The sequence below is a fragment of the uncultured Bacteroides sp. genome (genome assembly GCF_937912035.1).
In the GTDB taxonomy this organism is placed as follows: Bacteria; Bacteroidota; Bacteroidia; order Bacteroidales; family Bacteroidaceae; genus Phocaeicola.
This window is the reverse complement of record NZ_CALDPF010000002.1, coordinates 1-17,753: the sequence shown is the minus strand read 5'-3', so window position 1 is coordinate 17,753 and position 17,753 is coordinate 1. Positions and strand designations below refer to the sequence as shown.

Annotated in this window: 10 protein-coding genes and 1 rRNA gene; 8 read left to right on the top strand and 3 right to left on the bottom strand. The window is 45.4% G+C overall.

Annotation, left to right across the window (positions count from 1 at the left end; genetic code table 11):
* Positions 1–22: 22 nt before the first annotated feature.
* From Q0486_RS00065 to Q0486_RS00040, 6 genes are all read left to right on the top strand, one after another.
* Positions 23–1,684 (top strand): RagB/SusD family nutrient uptake outer membrane protein, encoded by a 1,662-nt coding sequence (locus tag Q0486_RS00065; RefSeq protein WP_299228925.1) that lies wholly within the window; start codon positions 23–25, stop codon positions 1,682–1,684.
* A 174-nt stretch (positions 1,685–1,858) separates the two neighbouring features.
* The gene (locus Q0486_RS00060) at positions 1,859–4,180 is read left to right on the top strand and encodes a GH92 family glycosyl hydrolase (protein ID WP_299228922.1); all 2,322 of its coding nucleotides are present in this window, start codon (positions 1,859–1,861) and stop codon (positions 4,178–4,180) included.
* A 39-nt stretch (positions 4,181–4,219) separates the two neighbouring features.
* Complete coding sequence (locus tag Q0486_RS00055) at positions 4,220–5,755, top strand: glycoside hydrolase family 28 protein (protein WP_299228919.1); 1,536 nt, start codon at positions 4,220–4,222, stop codon at positions 5,753–5,755.
* Positions 5,756–5,847: 92 nt separating this feature from the next.
* Positions 5,848–7,221 carry a glycoside hydrolase family 28 protein gene (locus Q0486_RS00050; protein WP_299228916.1) on the top strand — a complete coding sequence of 458 codons (1,374 nt, stop codon included), beginning with the start codon at positions 5,848–5,850 and terminating at the stop codon, positions 7,219–7,221.
* Positions 7,222–7,281: 60 nt separating this feature from the next.
* Entirely contained in the window at positions 7,282–9,516 is a 2,235-nt protein-coding gene (locus tag Q0486_RS00045; protein WP_299229182.1) for a GH92 family glycosyl hydrolase, read from the top strand.
* 31 nt (positions 9,517–9,547) lie between these two features.
* The gene (locus Q0486_RS00040; protein WP_299228913.1) at positions 9,548–11,371 is read left to right on the top strand and encodes a histidine-type phosphatase; all 1,824 of its coding nucleotides are present in this window, start codon (positions 9,548–9,550) and stop codon (positions 11,369–11,371) included.
* A gap of 75 nt (positions 11,372–11,446) precedes the next feature.
* Here Q0486_RS00040 and Q0486_RS00035 read toward each other — a convergent pair whose 3' ends face one another.
* Positions 11,447–12,733, bottom strand: coding sequence for an O-acetylhomoserine aminocarboxypropyltransferase/cysteine synthase family protein (locus Q0486_RS00035; protein ID WP_204394121.1), 1,287 nt, complete (start codon positions 12,731–12,733; stop codon positions 11,447–11,449).
* Positions 12,734–12,860: 127 nt separating this feature from the next.
* Here Q0486_RS00035 and Q0486_RS00030 point away from each other — a divergent pair, with 127 nt between their 5' ends.
* On the top strand, positions 12,861–13,307 hold the full coding sequence (locus tag Q0486_RS00030; protein WP_299228903.1) for a thioesterase family protein: 447 nt from the start codon (positions 12,861–12,863) through the stop codon (positions 13,305–13,307).
* 49 nt (positions 13,308–13,356) lie between these two features.
* Here the strand turns inward: Q0486_RS00030 and Q0486_RS00025 are convergent, their stop codons facing one another.
* Positions 13,357–14,889 (bottom strand): carbon-nitrogen hydrolase family protein, encoded by a 1,533-nt coding sequence (locus Q0486_RS00025; protein WP_299228900.1) that lies wholly within the window; start codon positions 14,887–14,889, stop codon positions 13,357–13,359.
* Positions 14,890–14,973: 84 nt separating this feature from the next.
* The gene (locus tag Q0486_RS00020) at positions 14,974–16,146 is read right to left on the bottom strand and encodes an iron-containing alcohol dehydrogenase (protein ID WP_299228897.1); all 1,173 of its coding nucleotides are present in this window, start codon (positions 16,144–16,146) and stop codon (positions 14,974–14,976) included.
* A 704-nt stretch (positions 16,147–16,850) separates the two neighbouring features.
* Here Q0486_RS00020 and Q0486_RS00015 point away from each other — a divergent pair.
* Positions 16,851–17,753, top strand: a 16S ribosomal RNA gene (locus Q0486_RS00015); the annotation flags it as partial.

The following is a 17,753-nucleotide window of genomic DNA, read 5'->3' as shown; positions in this document are numbered from 1 at the left end:
TATTAACATTGGAGAAAAAATTATGAAAACAAGATATATTCTTTCTGGTACTCTGCTGGGATTTACCATTGCTGGATGTACAGACCTTGATGTAGACATAAAGTCTCAATACACAGAATATCCTAACTCGGAAATCGCTCTTGAGGCTAAGACAAACAATGCGTACTACGCTTTCCGTGGCGCCTTGGGAAGACGTTACGATGAAGGTGTTTCATGTAACTCGGATGAATATACTGCTGTCAGCTTTGATACGGACTACCTTAACGGACGAGACATGGCCAACTTCTCGCTTCACATGATAGATCCTGACGCATCGAAAAACCAGCTGAATGTTTATAACGATATACAGTCAGGTATCACAAACTGTAATACTATTATCGTGGATTTCGGTGGTGAGGATGCTGACGCTTCTGCTCCGGTAAGAGCTATGCGTGCTTTCTATACTTTCCTGCTTATGGAACACTGGGGAGATACTCCTATAATCGACCATAAACTGGAAGATGGCGAGAAAATCGACCGTTCGCCACGTGCCGATGTTGCCAGATGGATTGAATCGGAGTTGCTTGCTGTGCGCGACAAATGTACGGCTGAAGTAAACGCTTCTACTTACGGAAAACCCACACAGTGGATGATTGATGCATTGCTTGCAAAACTGTATATAAACTGGAATGTCTATACCAAGGATGTTACTAGCTCTTCATGGGATCCTAATGCTGCCAACGAAAAGCTTAATGACTGTATTGCTGCTTGCGACCGTGTCATACAATCCGGCAAATTCGATTTGACTGATGATTACAAAACTAAGTTCATGTACACTAACGGTTGGCATATCAGAGACTTTATCTATGCAATTCCATTTGATGCCGTGACAGCACAGGGTATGACATACGCACGTTTCCGCACATGGCGTCGTGGTCAGAACAGTAACGGTTTCTACAGCATCGAGATGACAAACTCTGTAGGTGGAAACATGACACTGACTCCTGAGTTCGTTGAATTGTTCTGCTTGCCTGGCGACCGCCGTAATGACGTGATAGCCGGTAGTACAGGTGAGAATATCGGAATGGCTACATTTGATGTCTATCAGTATGATAATGCGACAGGTATGCCTACAACAGTGCGTAACACCTATGGCGGGGAAAATGTAACGTTTACAAAATCCATTACGCTAAAGAGTGATCCTAATGCAAATCCTCCTGTTGTTCCTGATGCTGACCTTAACTGCGGCGCTACATTAAGTGGCTGGACACAGGGGTACCGCTCAATCAAGTTCTTCCCTGATATCAACGATTATAACGTATATGGCCGTAACCAGGATAACGACGTGCCTATATTTCGTTATGCCGACATCATTCTTATGAAGTGCGAGGCTATTACCCGTGGCGGTGAAGCTACATTGGGCGATACTCCTATGAGTCTGTTCAATCAAATCCGTAAATATGTCAATGCTCCGTTGTTGACTTCTGCACCTACATTGCAAGATATCCTGGACGAACGTGGCCGTGAGTTCTTGGATGAACACTGGCGTCGTAACGACTTGATCCGTTTCGGTGATTTCGAACGCGACTGGGGCTTCAAGTACGATTTCAATCCTGATGCTTCGAATCCTCAATACCGTTTGTGGCCTTTGAGTATTGATGTATTGAACAATAACACTAACTGGAAACAGAATCCGGGTTATTAATCTTAATATTGGTTACAGGTGGGGGAGTGATCACCGCCTGTAACTTATATAGTTATTCATGTATCCTTTGTTACTTTTCATGGAAATATCTGATATTTTTGTGCAATAGTTTTCAATAGAACAACCATATACAAATGATTTAATAACCAAATAACCTTAATTAATTTTTAATTCATGAAAACACAATTGGATATCTTCATTAAATTTATTCTATGTATTGTCTTTGTTGCACTCAGTGTTTCCTGCAGTAGCAGGAGGACTGATACGCTGAATCTCATTTCATACATTGACACCAGAATTGGTACAGCCGCAAGTGTTACCAGGAATGCTGGCGTCTTCGGAAAGCATACAGAGGAATATGGACAGACATTACCAGCCGTGCTGGAACCGAACGGAATGAACTCTTGGACTCCGCAGACTCAGGATACAGAACTTAAGTGTATATCTCCATACTATTATCGTGACACACTTTTTCAGGGTTTCAGAAACTCTCATTGGATAGTAGGGGGATGTACTCAGGACTATGGTTCTATGACGCTGGCTACTGTTACGGGCAGCCTTCGATGTAGTCCGGAGAAAAGAGCCACTCCTTTCTTGCACGATACCGAGATTGCCTCTCCGGCTTATTATTCGGTGGATTTGCCTGAGGAATCAGTCCTGGCAGAGCTTACATCGCGCTCCAGGTCCGCCATTTTCAGATTTACGTACCGCAATGCCGGAAAAGCCTATATTGTGGTCAATCCTAACAGCGATGAGGGGCTGGGATACATAGCCGTCGACACCCTTAGTAAAAGGATTTACGGATACAACCCTGTCCACCGCATTTATCAGGGGTGGGGCGAGTATGCCGGATTCGACGGACATTTCGTGATAGAATATCAGAAGGACATTACAGATATCGGTACTTTCTGCGGCGACAGCATTTTCCGTGGTAATACCGTCATCTCTAATAAAGAAGGTATAGGCGTGTATATCGGTTTCGATGTAGAGGCCGATGAAGAGGTCCTCGTCAAGGCCGCTTCTTCCTTTGTCAGCAACGAGGGCGCCGTGAAAAACCTTGAGGCAGAGATTCCGCATTGGGATTTTGACGCTACCCGCTCGCAGCTCACTTCCATCTGGGAGAAACATCTTGCAGTCATCAGCGTACGGTCTGATGATGAATTGTCGAAACGCAAATTCTACGGAGCGTTCTACAGAGCCTCCTTCCTTCCAAGGACATTCAATGATGTGGACGGCAGATATCCTTCGTTTGCAAAAGGAAAACCTGTAATGTCTCTCCCTGACGGAGGTACGTATTACGAAGATTTCAGCGTGTGGGACACATACCGCGCCCTGCATCCTATGCTGAACATCATTTCTCCTTCCAGGGCAGGCCTGATGATGAATTCCCTAGTCTTGAAATACGAGCAGGGCGGATGGCTTCCTGTTTTCCCGTGCTGGAACAGCTATACAGCTGCCATGATAGGCGACCATTGTATCTCGCTCCTGTGCGATGCATATATTAAGGGTGTCGGTGGATTCGATATAGAAAAGGCCTATCAGGCTATGCGCCGTAACGCTTTTGTCCGGCCTGCAGAAAAAGAATATCTTGACGGATGCGGCAGACGCGCCCTGAAATCATATATGGATTATGGATATATCCCTCTGGAAGATTCCGTCAAGGAAGCATTCCATACCTGCGAGCAGGTATCCCGTACCCTCGAATATGCCTATGATGATTATGTTCTCTCTATTGTAGCCAAGAAATTGGGAAAGGATGAGGATGCCGGTCAGTTGCTCGGCAGAGCCGGGAATTACCGTAACGTAATCAATCCTGCCACCGGTTATGCCCAGGGACGTCATCTTGACGGAACATTCCTTAACGATGACAACGCCTTCAAATTTACAAAATTCATAACCGAGGGTGCTCCATGCCACTATACGTGGTATGTTCCTCACGATGTTTACGGCCTAATTGACATTATTGGAGGAAAAGAAGCCTTTGTAGCCAAACTCGATTCCATGTTCTCTGAGAACAGATACTGGCACGGCAATGAGCCTTGCCATCAAATAGCTTTCATGTTTAATTATGTCGGTCAACCCTGGAAAACTGTAGATGCGGTGCGACATATTATGGACACCGAATATATCGATGCTCCTGGCGGCCTGTCTGGTAATGATGATGCTGGTCAGATGTCCGCATGGTATATGTTTGCGGCCATAGGGCTCTATCCTGTCTGTCCGGGCAGTGAATATTATATTCTTTCCGCACCTACATTTCTGGAGGTTGAGTTCCGTCTTGAAAACGGCAAGATCTTTGTAATTTCCGCTCCGGGAGTATCTCCTGAGAAGCGTTACGTCAAGAGTGTCCGGCTCAACGGCAAGGATTATACCGCAAACTATATCTCTCATGATGATATAATCTCGGGAGGAGTGATGGTATTTGAGATGACAGACACTCCGACCGGATGGGGTACTGACATAAATGATTGCCCTCCCAATCTGATGGAAAAGTAAATCTGATGGATAAATAAAAACATTATCGGAACAGTGACTATGAAAGCAGAAAATAATTTGCGAAACAGGCTATTGCTTGTAGTGTTTAATGTCATAATCGGCATGGGTGTTGCATACATTGATGCGCGTACCGTAAATACGGAAGCTGCTGTCGGTAACGCTTATTTATGTGCTGTCAGCGTGAGGGATTTTGGTGCCGTCGGCGATACTGCCGTGCTTTCTACAGCAGCATTCAACAGCGCGATAGACCAGTGTGCTTCTTCGGGCGGCGGGACAGTTGTCGTTCCTCCTGGAGAGTATCTTTGCACCACAATATTGCTTAAGGACAATGTAACCCTTCATCTTCAGTCCGGGGCAACTGTTTATTCAAGCAGGAATGCAGCCGATTATGCCAACTTCACACGTTCATCAGGAGCGGCAGATACCGGTGGAGTGGAAACCCTTCTGCTGGCAGTGTCCGCACGTAATGTCTCTGTCACGGGGGGAGGAGTGCTGCACTGCCGTGCCGTACGCGAGAAATACATCAGAGCCCCTCAGACTCATATCACAGATTCAATAACAGGCCGCGAGATAGAGAATGCCAAGAGATACGGGGCCGACTATCGCACCAAATTCCGTAAAGTCCCTCCATACGTGGGAGCCCTCAGCATGGTGGATTGCGAGAATGTCAGGATTGAAGGCATCAGAGTGATAGAATCTTCCTTCTGGTCCGTCCATATCCAGGGCTGCGACCGGGTGAAGGTAGACGGCATATACATAGAGTCCGACCGCAACAACGGAGTGAATGCCGACGGTCTTGACATAGACGGCTGCACCAACGTCACGATAAGTAATTGCGTTATCCGTACTGGCGACGATGCTCTCTGTCTGAAATCGACCATGCACGACGGAGTATCCAAGCCGGTAAGAAATATCACTATAAACAACTGTATTCTCACATCCTCGTCGGCAGCGTTCAAGATAGGGACAGAGACTCACAGCGATTTCGAGAATATTGTGATGACAAACTGCATTATCGACGATGCCAACAGGGGGCTGAACATAATAGTTCGCGATGGAGGAAATGTCTGTCGTGTGATATTCTCCGATATTGTTATCCGCACAAGGCGCAAGGCCACTTTCTGGTGGGGAAACGGAGACCCTCTGTGGTTCACAATCCAGAAAAGAGGTAAGACGGACAGGCCTGCCGGAAGTATAAGCGACGTAATAATCAGCAATGTAATAGCCGACAGCCAGAGCGGCCTGCGTATGGAAGGTTTCGACGAGGCTCTCCGTAATATAACCGTCAGCGATTTCCATCTTACGATGCAGCCGGAAGAGGCTGTGGACAAACGTTCGCGTAACGCATTCTTTTTTCATGGGGTAGACGGACTGACCATGCGCGACTGTTCCGTGAAATGGAATACAGACCGACCGGAAAAGGAGTGGGAGAGTGCTTATCTCTTCAGGAAAGTGACGGAACTGGAGCTGGTCCGCGTCTATGGCGACGAAGCTCCAAACGGGAAATACCCTGCCTTCAGATATGATATAGTAAATTGGAAGGAGGGCGATAACTCCTGCCTTCAGATACGATAGCTCCGGAATTAAGAAGAGGTGAAAACACCGCAATTAAATAATGCCGCAAAAATACGCAATAAATAACCCTGCAACTAAAAAAACAAAATATCATGAAAAAAACGACATCTTTATTATTGAATCTTCTGTTTCTCTTCCTGCTGATATCGTGTGGCGGAAGCAGAACAGATAGCAGAGTTTACAACGTACGCGATTACGGTGCCGCAGGCGACGGCAAGACCGATGATGCCGCAGCCATACAGCGCGCTATTGACGAGTGTGCCGCTGCGGGTGGCGGACAGGTACTGTTCCCGCGAGGCTATACATTCCTCAGCGGCCCACTTTCCCTTGCCTCGAACATCGAGTATCATTTTGAGACAGAGTCACGCCTCCTGGCAAATCCCCTTGAAAGCATATACACCCTCAGTGCCTTTTGCGAGAACCGTGGCGAGGGAATGATGTGGCTTTATGCCAAGGACGTGAAAAACATATCCTTTACAGGTATGGGAACAATAGATGGCAACGGAGTGGCATTCATGGGCGCCGAGCTTCATGACTCCTACGAGCTCAAGCCCGTAACCGATTTCGACCCACGTCCGCACGTCCTCACCCTCATCAATGCCGAGAAAGTGATTATCCGCGATATCAGCATTCGGAACAGCGCTTACTGGACAGTCCACCTCGTAGGGTGCAATGATGTCACCATCGACGGCATTTCACTGTTGAACAATCTGAAAATCCGTAACGGCGACGGCATAGACATCGACCATTCCAGGAACGTGCGCATCTCAAACTGCTACATCGAGTCGGGCGACGACTGCATCTGCCTGAAGAACCGTCGCGAGTTTGAAGAATACGGAGTGTGCGAGGACGTGGTTGTGACCAACTGCATCATGACGTCTCGCTCGTGTGCCGTCAAGATAGGTTCGGAGAATGTGGACAGCATTCGCCGCGTGGTGTTCGACAACTGTGTGATCCGCAACAGCAATCGCGGTATCGGCATCCAGAACCGCGACGAAGGAACCGTCACAGACGTGATATTCTCGAATATGATAGTAGACTGCCGTTTCTTCTCCGATGTGTGGTGGGGAAAATCTGAGCCAATCTATGTCACATCATATCCGCGTGCGAGAGGCAATCACAAAGATGCCGGATGGCGTTTCCCTAAGGGGGCTACAGAAGGTCGCTGCGGAAATGTAAGTGATATCCGTTTCCATAATATCCGCTGCACCAGCGAGAACGGAGCGTTCGTGGGCGGAGATACTCCCGATAAGGTGAGCCGCATAACATTCAGCGAGGTAGATATAGATTTGCGAAGAGTGACAGACTATCCCGGTGCCATTTACGACAAGCGTCCGTGCGACGGCGAAGGATATGTCCGCGGCAAGGAATACGCCTTCTATATAGACCGCGCGTCGGACGTCACCATCAGGAACTGCGATGTCAACACGGACTGCTCTATGTCCGGATATAAATTCAGAAACTGATAATCCATAAAAAATTACGCCATGATCAGACACAACAGAATCATAAAATCATTCATTTCAATGGCCCTGTCTCTGCTCCCTCTGGCTGCAGACGCACAGGCCGGTCCGGACACATACGTTGACCCACGTATAGGCTCCGAAGGCCTTGGCCGCGTGTTTATCGGCCCTTCAGCTCCCTACGGAATGGTAAAACCTTCGCCTGACTGCACTTGTGCCCCCAACAGTGGATGGCTCCCCATGCCCGAGCGGGTGGACGGATTTGCCCAGGTGCACGTCAGCGGTACCGGCGGCGGTCCGAAGTACGGCAATATCCTCGTCATGCCCTTTGGCAGCGGGATAGACCGCATCTCCCATATCGACTATCGCGAGTATGAGAACATAAAGTTGGGCTACTACGACACCCGTTTCGTCAATTCGCGCATACGTACGGAGATAACCACATCGCGCCGCGCCTCGTTCTACAGATTCACATATCCGACCGATTCGCTCAAGTCCCTGCTCGTCGATTGTGGATTCTTCCTCGGTGAAAGCCCTGTGCCTGACGCCCGCGAAGCCCAGCAGTTTGTTGGCTCCGAAGTCCGTATCGAGTCCGGCAACTCCCTTTCCGGCTATTCGCGCATACGCGGCGGCTGGAACAACGGACGCGCTTATACCGTATATTTCTATGCCGAGACTGATGTCCCTTTCGAGACCACCTACACATGGAAGTCTGGCTGCATCTCCACCGATGACTCACAGTACGATTCTGCCGAGAAAACAGGAGTTTTGCTTCGTTTCCCATCGTCTGCCACAACTGTGAACTTAAAGATAGGTATTTCGTTTATCAGTTCTCTTAAAGCTAAGCAGAACGTCCGTTCCGACATACCACATTGGTCGTTCGACAAGACAAGGGAAAGCCTCGTGGCCGACTGGAACGACCTGCTTGGCAGGATAACCCTTTCCGACGATACTTCCGACGAGTACAGACGCATGTTCTACACCGGTATGTACCACACCATGCTCATGCCAGTCGACCGCACAGGCGAGAACCCCCTATGGTCCGATCCCGAACCGTATTACGATGATTTCTACGCCATCTGGGACACATACCGCACGTCCACACCCCTCATCACCCTTATCGATCCGCAGCGTGAAGCCGATATAGTCCGTTCGCTCATCAACATCTACCGTCGCGACGGATACATGCCCGACGCCCGCAGCGGCAACAGCAACGGCCGCACCCAGGGAGGCTCGAACGCCGAGATAGTCATTGCCGATGCCTTCGTGAAAGGCCTTGAAGGAATAGACTATGAGATGGCTCTAGAGGCAATGCTGAAAGATGCCACAGTCCCTCCCGGAGGAAACGAGGAAGCCGAAGGCCGCGGCGGACTCATCCCGTACCTTCAGCTGGGATATATCCCATACGGAATACCCCGCGCCGGAAACCGCACAGTGGAATACTCCTATTGCGACTATGCCATCTACCTCGTGGCCAAAGGACTGGGCAAAGACAAACTTGCAGAGCAGTACCTACGACAGTCGGCAAACTGGAAGAACCTCTGGCGTTCCGATTACGAGCACGACGGCGCCCGCGGATTCATACTTCCGCGCGATGCAGAAGGCCGCTGGCTGGACGACATACCGTTCGGCCGTTCCGAGTTACGCAAACCCACATACCGCTACACCCCCGTCACATCCGAAGCCCCATGGCACTGCCCGTGGTGGGACACATTCTTCTACGAGGCCACATCATGGGAATATTCTCTCAGCATTCCACACGATGTGCACGGACTGATAGAAATGTGTGGCGGAGCCGAAGCTTTCGATTCGCGACTTGATACATTCTTCGGTAAGGAATATTACAATGTGAATAACGAGCCCTCATTCCTTAGCCCATGCCTGTATCACTGGATAGGCCGTCCGGACAAGACATCCGACTGCGTGCGTGATATAATCTGTCGTCATTACAACGACGGTCCTGTTGGTCTGCCTGGAAATGACGATTCGGGAGCTATGTCGTCATGGCTTGTATTCCATATGATAGGACTATATCCAAATGCCGGTCAGGATTATTATCTTATTCATTCGCCTTTTATCAGGGAAACTACCATTAATGTCGGCGATGGAAAAACCTTTACCATCAAAGCTGAAGGCTTTTCTGCTAAGAATAAATATATAGTTTCTGCTACTCTTGATGGAGTGGACTATCCCTATTCATATATACGTCATAAGGATATTGTAAAAGGAGGTCGCTTGGTTCTTAAGATGGGCAAACATCCTGCCGGATGGGGAACCACAGCTCCGGATATAGATTAACTTCATTAACCTTCCTAACTTCATTAACTTCATGAAAAAAATATTTACATCAATAAAACTCAGTCTGCTCGTTTCGCTCCCGGCATTACTGATATCGTTCCCACTTCGGGCGCAGTTATCAATGCCTGATTCCCTGACTTACGTCTATAAACTATACGGGCAGACCAGAAAATACAGCGTCCATTTCAGCGAAAGTAATGATACACTATTCATGGACTGGGGAATAATGCGAAACCTTAAATGGCAGCATGGAAGGTACACTATGAGCCCTGCAGCCAGAGATAACGCTACTTTGCTGAGTTATCTCCAGCCTATAGACGGTCATCATGAACTACTCTCAGGAGATGAACTCTTTGGCATAGTATCACGTTCAGTATATAAAAGTCTGAAGACAGAAGGTCTGTGTACTTTCGACTTGCGTACATTCCGTTTGAAAGATACACGTCGCCATGCCGGTAGCTTCCGGCTACTTCATGCAGTATCGGCAGACGATGACACAGAAATGTGGATACTTGATAATGAAGACATTCCGGTGATATGGTATATGCAGAACAATCCATGCGGAGTAAACTGGCAGATAAGCTCGTCATTGCCTGTGAGTGAGGCGTATTCATCAAGCATTACAGACGAAAGCATAAACAAGGAACTTAAGGAAAACCCGATGCGTGCCGGAGGAATATATTTCGCCTATCCATATGGCAGCATAGATCGTTCAATTGGTACACCGGCCACAGGTACACCTTCCCCGGAAGGGTACACACCTGTCTATATAAGCCATTACGGACGTCATGGTTCAAGGTATATGATGAATGAAGTGGATTATATAAAAGCGATAGAGCCGCTTGAGGAAGCCGCTTCATATTCAGGTCTTACCCCTTTGGGTTCTGACATACTTCGCAAGCTTCAAATACTATACGACGAGGCAGAAAATCATGCCGGAGAACTTACAAAGTTAGGTGCTGCACAGCACAGAGGCATAGCCCAGCGAATGTATCGCAGTTTCAGCCGCCTGTTCACATCAGGTAAGCGGGTAGAAGCTCGTTCTAGCGTAGTACCACGTTGTTTGATGAGCATGAACGCTTTCTGCAGTCAGATGCAGCTGGAATTCCCCTCATTGAATATAGATACCATGTCAAATCAGAACCTGATGAGATATATGTCATATACCTCGCCGGAGCTTAAGGCTTTTTCGGCAGAGGATGCACCATGGCAGACCGACGCCATCCGCTTTGAGCAGGAAACACTCCGTCCGGAACGCCTGATGTCGTCCGTATTTTCCCGTGCTGAAGTACGTCCAGAAGACGAGATATCATTCTATAAATCACTGTTCAGAGTAATATTCAGCATACAGAATACAGATCTTAATCTTTCGCTTCACACTGTGTTCACTCCTGACGAACTGTTTACTCTCTGGCGCGCCTTGAACTATCGTATGTACGTTATCAATGCTGCTTGTCCACTTAACGAAGGAAAAGGTCCCTCTTCTGCATCAACACTTCTTGATACGATTATCTTCGATGCTGACCGTGCATTGAGTGGGGAGGATATATGTGCTTCGTTTCGTTTTGGGCACGACACTGCCCTTATTCGCCTGCTTGCTTTGATGCAGATAGAAGGATGCGCTCGAGCAGAGACTGATCCGGAACGCTACCATCTGGCTTGGCAGGATTATCGTATAGCGCCAATGGCTGCCAATTTGCAGATAATATTCTATCGTAATGCAAAGGGACACGTAATAGTACGTTTCCTTCATAATGAGAATGAAACTCATATAGTTACGTCTGCCCCGGTAATCGACGGAGTGTATTATGACTGGGATATCCTTCGGCGTGAACTTAAATCACGTATAGAATAATATGAAAAATAAAAGCTTCCGTCTCAGAATATCAGTCTGCCACGGAAGCTTTTTTATTAAAACAAATAGATTGGTTTATTTTACCTTTTCCATAGCCTGCTCCAGGTCGGCTATAATATCATTTACATTTTCTATACCGACAGAAAGACGTATCAGGTCAGGAGCTACACCTGCTTCAATCAGCTGTTCGTCACTTAACTGACGGTGTGTATGACTTGCCGGATGAAGCACACATGTACGTGCATCTGCCACGTGTGTTACGATACAGATCATCTTCAGGTTGTCCATGAATTCTATGGCTTCCTCACGGCTGCCGTTCAGTCCGAAAGCAATCACTCCACATGAACCGTTAGGCATATATTTCTGACCTAATTCATAATATTTGCTACTTTTCAGTCCGCAATAGTTAACCCATTTTACTTTGGGGTTGGCTTCAAGCCATTCAGCTATCTTCTGAGCATTCTCACAGTGGCGAGGCATACGCAGATGCAGGGTCTCCAATCCCAAATTCAGCAGGAATGCATTTTCCGGTGATTGTATTGAACCCAGGTCACGCATCAGCTGGACTGTAGCCTTTGTGATATATGCCATTTTACCGAATGCTTTTGTATAAACAAGTCCGTGGTAAGATTCGTCTGGTTTTGTAAGTCCAGGGAATTTGTCGGCGTTTGCTTCCCAATCGAAGTTACCGCTATCCACTACGGCGCCTCCCACACAAGTAGCGTGTCCGTCCATGTATTTTGTTGTAGAGTGAGTGACGATATCAGCTCCCCATTCGAATGGGCGGCAGTTGATAGGAGTAGCAAAAGTATTGTCCACAATCAAAGGAACACCATGGCTGTGAGCTATACGTGCAAATTTTTCAATATCCAGAACATTGATACTTGGGTTTGAAATAGTTTCTCCAAACAGACATTTTGTGTTAGGACGGAAAGCCTTGGATATTTCCTCTTCACTGGCGTCGGCATCAACGAAAGTACATTCTATACCGAGTTTTTTCATTGTAACAGCAAAGAGGTTGAATGTTCCACCGTAGATAGTAGAAGAGCATACAAAATGATCTCCGGCTTCACAGATATTGAATACGGCGTAGAAATTGGCAGCCTGTCCTGAAGAAGTAAGCATAGCACCTACACCACCTTCCAGAGCTGCTATTTTTGAAGCTACAGCATCGTTTGTAGGATTCTGAAGTCTTGTATAGAAATAACCGGACTCTTCCAAATCGAATAAACGTGCCATCTGTTCGCTTGTTTCATATTTGAAAGTTGTTGACTGATATATAGGCAATACTCTCGGTTCACCTTTTTTAGGTTGCCATCCGGCCTGTACGCATAGAGTTTCTCTACTAAGTTTATTTTCCATAATGTTTTATTTTTTATTGAATATTTATTTTATTGACGGCAAAATTACTAATATTTCCGTCAATTAGTGGACGAATGACAAAAAAAAGAATTATATTTGAACATTATAACCTAATAAGAATATTTGTATGGAAGATGAAATCAATTTTAAGCATGTAATACCGGCTCAAATCCGGTTCAGTGATGTTGACCAGTTCGGACACATGAATAACTCAGTGTATTTCTCTTTGTACGATCTTGCCAAAACTACATATTTTAAGGATGTGTTTGGTGATTTGCATGATTGGAACAAATTTGGTGTAGTGGTGGCAAATATCAATGCTGATTTTATGGCACCTGTATTTTTTTCTGATGAACTTATTATTGAAACTACCGTAGTTCATCTTGGAAATAAAAGTTTGACGTTGCTACAGCGTGCAGTAAACAAGGCTAGTGGTGTAATTAAATGTCAGTGTCGTACGGTGCTTGTAGGTTATGATGTTGCCACTAAAGAGCCTGTTCCTATTCCTATGATATATAAGAACGCTATTTGCGAATATGAGGGTAAAACTCTAGAGGAGTTGTCTCAGAAATAAAAATAAAGAAACGTTATAATCAGGCGATTATAACGTTTCTTTGTTAAGTTCACTTCTTAACTTTTACTTCATACAGATCATTTCGTCTGTCTTTCAGATTTCTTACACTGCCGTAAGTATGCAGTTCATTCAGAAGGTCAAGATCTACATCAGATACGAGAATCATTTCTGTATTCGGAGTAGCCTCGGCACGTTTGCCGTCGGTAGGGAATGTGAAGTCGCAAGGAGTGAATACTCCTGATTGTGCATACTGTATGTCCATGTTATGTACACGTGGCAGGTTACCTACACTTCCCGCTATTACAACGAAACATTCGTTTTCTATAGCTCTGGCATGAGCGCATACTTTAACTCGGCTATATGCGTTCTGTGTGTCCGTCATGAATGGGACAAAAAGGATTTGCATACCTTGATCAGCCATAATACGTGATAGTTCAGGGAATTCCACATCGTAACATATCAATACACCGATTTTTGCACAGTCTGTTTCAAATGTTTTGATGGAACGCCCTCCTGTAAGTCCCCAGCTCTTTGTCTCATCTGGAGTGACGTGGATTTTTTCGTACATTTCTGTCGTACCGTCACGTCTGCATAGAAAACCAACATTATAAAGTCGCCCGTCTTCTTTTATCTGAGGCATACTTCCTGTTATAATATTGATATTATAGCTGATAGCTAGTTTTATAAAACGTTCGCGTATTTCGTTTGTATATGTTGCGAGACCACGTATTGCTTCCGATTCCGCTTCATTGTTGAAATGAGCCATCAATGGAGCGTTGAAGTATTCAGGGAAAAGAATGAAGTCACTCTTGTAGTCGGATACGGCGTCAACAAAGAATTCTACCTGTTCGAACAAATCGTCAAGTGTGTTGTATGAACGCATCTGCCATTGTACTAGTCCCACGCGCACTGAAGTCTTTGGACTGATATATTCTTGTGTAGGCGGCTGATAATAGATATTGTCCCATTGCAGTAGGCATGCATAATGTCTTGATTCCTCATCATTTGGAAGATAGTTACGCATAACCTTGCGCACGTGGAAATCGTTTGATAGCTGGAATGTCAGTACAGGGTCATAGATTTCTTTTTGTCTTACCTTGTCTATGTATTCTTTAGGACGCATCTTGTCGGCATATTTGTGATAGTTCGGTATTCTGCCGCCAAACATGATGGCTTTCAGGTTCAGTTCCTCGCACAATTCCTTGCGATATTCGTACATACGTCGTGCCAGTCGCAGTCCTCTGTATTGCGGATGAATGAACACCTCAATACCGTAAAGAATGTTTCCTTTCGGATTGTGAGTATTGAATGTCTCCTTACCTGTCACCTGAGCGTATGTATGGTCGTTTTTTACGTCATCATAGTTTACTATTATTGACAGGGCACATCCCACAATCTTTTCATCTACCACTGTTACTATCTGTCCTTCCGGGAAAATCTTTATAAGTTTTTCTATTTGTTTGTGTGTCCAGAAGACATCGCTTCCGTCGGAGTAAACACGTGTGAAAGATTGTGCCAGCTGGTCATAATCTTCGATTTGTAGATTTCTAATCTGTACTTTGTTGATTTTTAGTGAGTCCATTGTTTTATGTTATGATATATCTTTTCCTCAATAATGAAAATATCTCCAATTCCATAATCGGTATTGGAGATATTGTGAAAGTTTTTATTTGTATGATTTCTTATATATTTCCAGAACTTCCTCGTCTGTAAGAGGGCGGACATCGAAGCGGTAGAATCCTCCGGCTATGTCTCTTGCAAGTGTAACCATTTCAGGCAGATCTTCCGGTTTCATGCCCCAGTCGCTAAGCTTCAGATTGTCCATTCCGCATTCTTTTTTCATCAGAGCAAGTGCTTCTAGAAAGTCGCTCGGTCTGTTACTCTTTTTCTGAGTCATTACTTCCGCCATTTTCATGTAGCGTTTCATGCAGTCATTCTTGAATGTCTCGAAATAGGCATCACTCAGTGTGATTAGTCCTGCACCGTGTGGAAGTTCAGGATATTTTGCACTCATGGCATGTTCCAATGCATGTTGCGATACACATCTTGATGTAGCTTCTACCAGTCCGGCAAGAGTGCTACCCCAAGCCACTTTGGCTCTTGCTTTAAGATTGCGTCCGTCTTTTACTGCAACAGGCAGATATTTATAGAGAAGTCTCACAGCTTCCAGTGCATAAAGGTCGCTGATAGGTGTTGCGCAGTTTGCAATAAATCCTTCCGAAGCGTGGAAGAAAGCGTCGAATCCCTGATATGCAGTCAGCTGTGGTGGAACTGAAAGCATCATTTCAGGATCCACTATTGACAGTTTCGGGAAAGTGTATTGACATCCGAAACCTATTTTCTCTGTTTTTTCTGTATTTGTTATTACAGTCCACGGGTCAACCTCTGTACCTGTACCTGCTGTTGTAGGTATGGCGATGACAGGTAATGCACCTTTTACAGGACGTCCTTTACCAGAACCGCTCTGGATGTAATCCCAATAATCGCCATCGTTGCATGCCATTACTGCTATGGCTTTGGCAGAATCAATGGAACTGCCGCCTCCAAGTCCGATAAGCATGTCACATTTCATTTCGCGGCATATTGCTGCCCCTTCCATAACATGGTCTTTTATAGGGTTAGAAAGTATCTTGTCATATACTATTGAATCCACATCGTTTTCTTTAAGCAGTTCTATTATCTTGTCCAAATAACCGTATTTGCGCATTGATGAACCTGCTGAGATAACAATCATGGCTTTCTTTCCTGGAAGTTGCTCAGTGGCAAGATTCTTTATTTCGCCACATCCGAACATCAGTTTGGTAGGAATGTTCAGACTGAAAACTGGATTAGTATTCATAATGTCTATAGTTTTTAAGTTCATGTTTTCAAAATTAAGGATTAATATTGATAATTGAATATACATAGAGTTAAAAAATACTATTCAAAATATTTTGAATTAATTGAGTAGAAATCAGTAATGATTTTTGAAAAATTCTATATAAAGTTAGCGTAACACGTACGTGTCACGCGCGTTACACGCTCGTGTTACACTCGTTACACGTATGTGTTTCACGCGTTACACGTTCGTGTAACGGTAAGTTTGCACTGTCATATCATAGGTTGTTTCTAATTGATTTTTGCATACGAGATTTCATTTCATAAATCTTCCATTAATATGTTTCTCCTGTATTATATATATAATAATGTGTATATTATTCCTTTATTTAACTTGAATGTAACAATAATGAAAAAATATTATCCCTATTTTATGTTGAAAAACAGGTATTTAGCTATTAAGGTGAAAATTTTTTAGAAAAAAAAGTTATGCTAAGTATTGCGGGAATGAAAAAAGTGCGTACCTTTGCATCCGCAATCGAAAATGATACGGTTGCTAAACAAGAAGTTCTTTGAAAGATTTTAAATAAACAAACAGAATGTAGTACAAGCGTCACACATTAAATAATGTGTGATGATAAAGAAGATAAACCGTCAATTATAATAAGAAATACGGTATCCTGAACAGAGACAACAGATATCCTAACGGATATATAAAAATATTTTACAATGAAGAGTTTGATCCTGGCTCAGGATGAACGCTAGCTACAGGCTTAACACATGCAAGTCGAGGGGCATCGGGATTGAAGCTTGCTTCAATTGCCGGCGACCGGCGCACGGGTGAGTAACGCGTATCCAACCTTCCGTTTACTCGGGGATAGCCTTTCGAAAGAAAGATTAATATCCGATAGTATGGTAAGATTGCATGATAATACCATTAAAGATTTATCGGTAAACGATGGGGATGCGTTCCATTAGGTAGTAGGCGGGGTAACGGCCCACCTAGCCTACGATGGATAGGGGTTCTGAGAGGAAGGTCCCCCACATTGGAACTGAGACACGGTCCAAACTCCTACGGGAGGCAGCAGTGAGGAATATTGGTCAATGGGCGAGAGCCTGAACCAGCCAAGTAGCGTGAAGGATGAAGGTTCTATGGATTGTAAACTTCTTTTATAGGGGAATAAAAAATTCCACGTGTGGAATCTTGTATGTACCCTATGAATAAGCATCGGCTAACTCCGTGCCAGCAGCCGCGGTAATACGGAGGATGCGAGCGTTATCCGGATTTATTGGGTTTAAAGGGAGCGTAGACGGGATGTTAAGTCAGCTGTGAAAGTTTGGGGCTCAACCTTAAAATTGCAGTTGAAACTGGCGTTCTTGAGTGCGGTAGAGGCAGGCGGAATTCGTGGTGTAGCGGTGAAATGCTTAGATATCACGAAGAACTCCGATTGCGAAGGCAGTACACTAAGCCGATACTGACGTTGAGGCTCGAAAGTGTGGGTATCAAACAGGATTAGATACCCTGGTAGTCCACACGGTAAACGATGAATACTCGCTGTTGGCGATATACGGTCAGCGGCCAAGCGAAAGCATTAAGTATTCCACCTGGGGAGTACGCCGGCAACGGTG

Bases quoted from the DNA above. Each gene is read 5' to 3' on its own strand.
- Q0486_RS00065 (WP_299228925.1), top strand. From the start codon at position 23: ATGAAAACAAGATATATTCTTTCTGGTACTCTGCTGGGATTTACCATT.
- Q0486_RS00060 (WP_299228922.1), top strand. From the start codon at position 1,859: ATGAAAACACAATTGGATATCTTCATTAAATTTATTCTATGTATTGTC.
- Q0486_RS00055 (WP_299228919.1), top strand. From the start codon at position 4,220: ATGAAAGCAGAAAATAATTTGCGAAACAGGCTATTGCTTGTAGTGTTT.
- Q0486_RS00050 (WP_299228916.1), top strand. From the start codon at position 5,848: ATGAAAAAAACGACATCTTTATTATTGAATCTTCTGTTTCTCTTCCTG.
- Q0486_RS00045 (WP_299229182.1), top strand. From the start codon at position 7,282: ATGGCCCTGTCTCTGCTCCCTCTGGCTGCAGACGCACAGGCCGGTCCG.
- Q0486_RS00040 (WP_299228913.1), top strand. From the start codon at position 9,548: ATGAAAAAAATATTTACATCAATAAAACTCAGTCTGCTCGTTTCGCTC.
- Q0486_RS00035 (WP_204394121.1), bottom strand. From the start codon at position 12,733: ATGGAAAATAAACTTAGTAGAGAAACTCTATGCGTACAGGCCGGATGG.
- Q0486_RS00030 (WP_299228903.1), top strand. From the start codon at position 12,861: ATGGAAGATGAAATCAATTTTAAGCATGTAATACCGGCTCAAATCCGG.
- Q0486_RS00025 (WP_299228900.1), bottom strand. From the start codon at position 14,889: ATGGACTCACTAAAAATCAACAAAGTACAGATTAGAAATCTACAAATC.
- Q0486_RS00020 (WP_299228897.1), bottom strand. From the start codon at position 16,146: ATGAATACTAATCCAGTTTTCAGTCTGAACATTCCTACCAAACTGATG.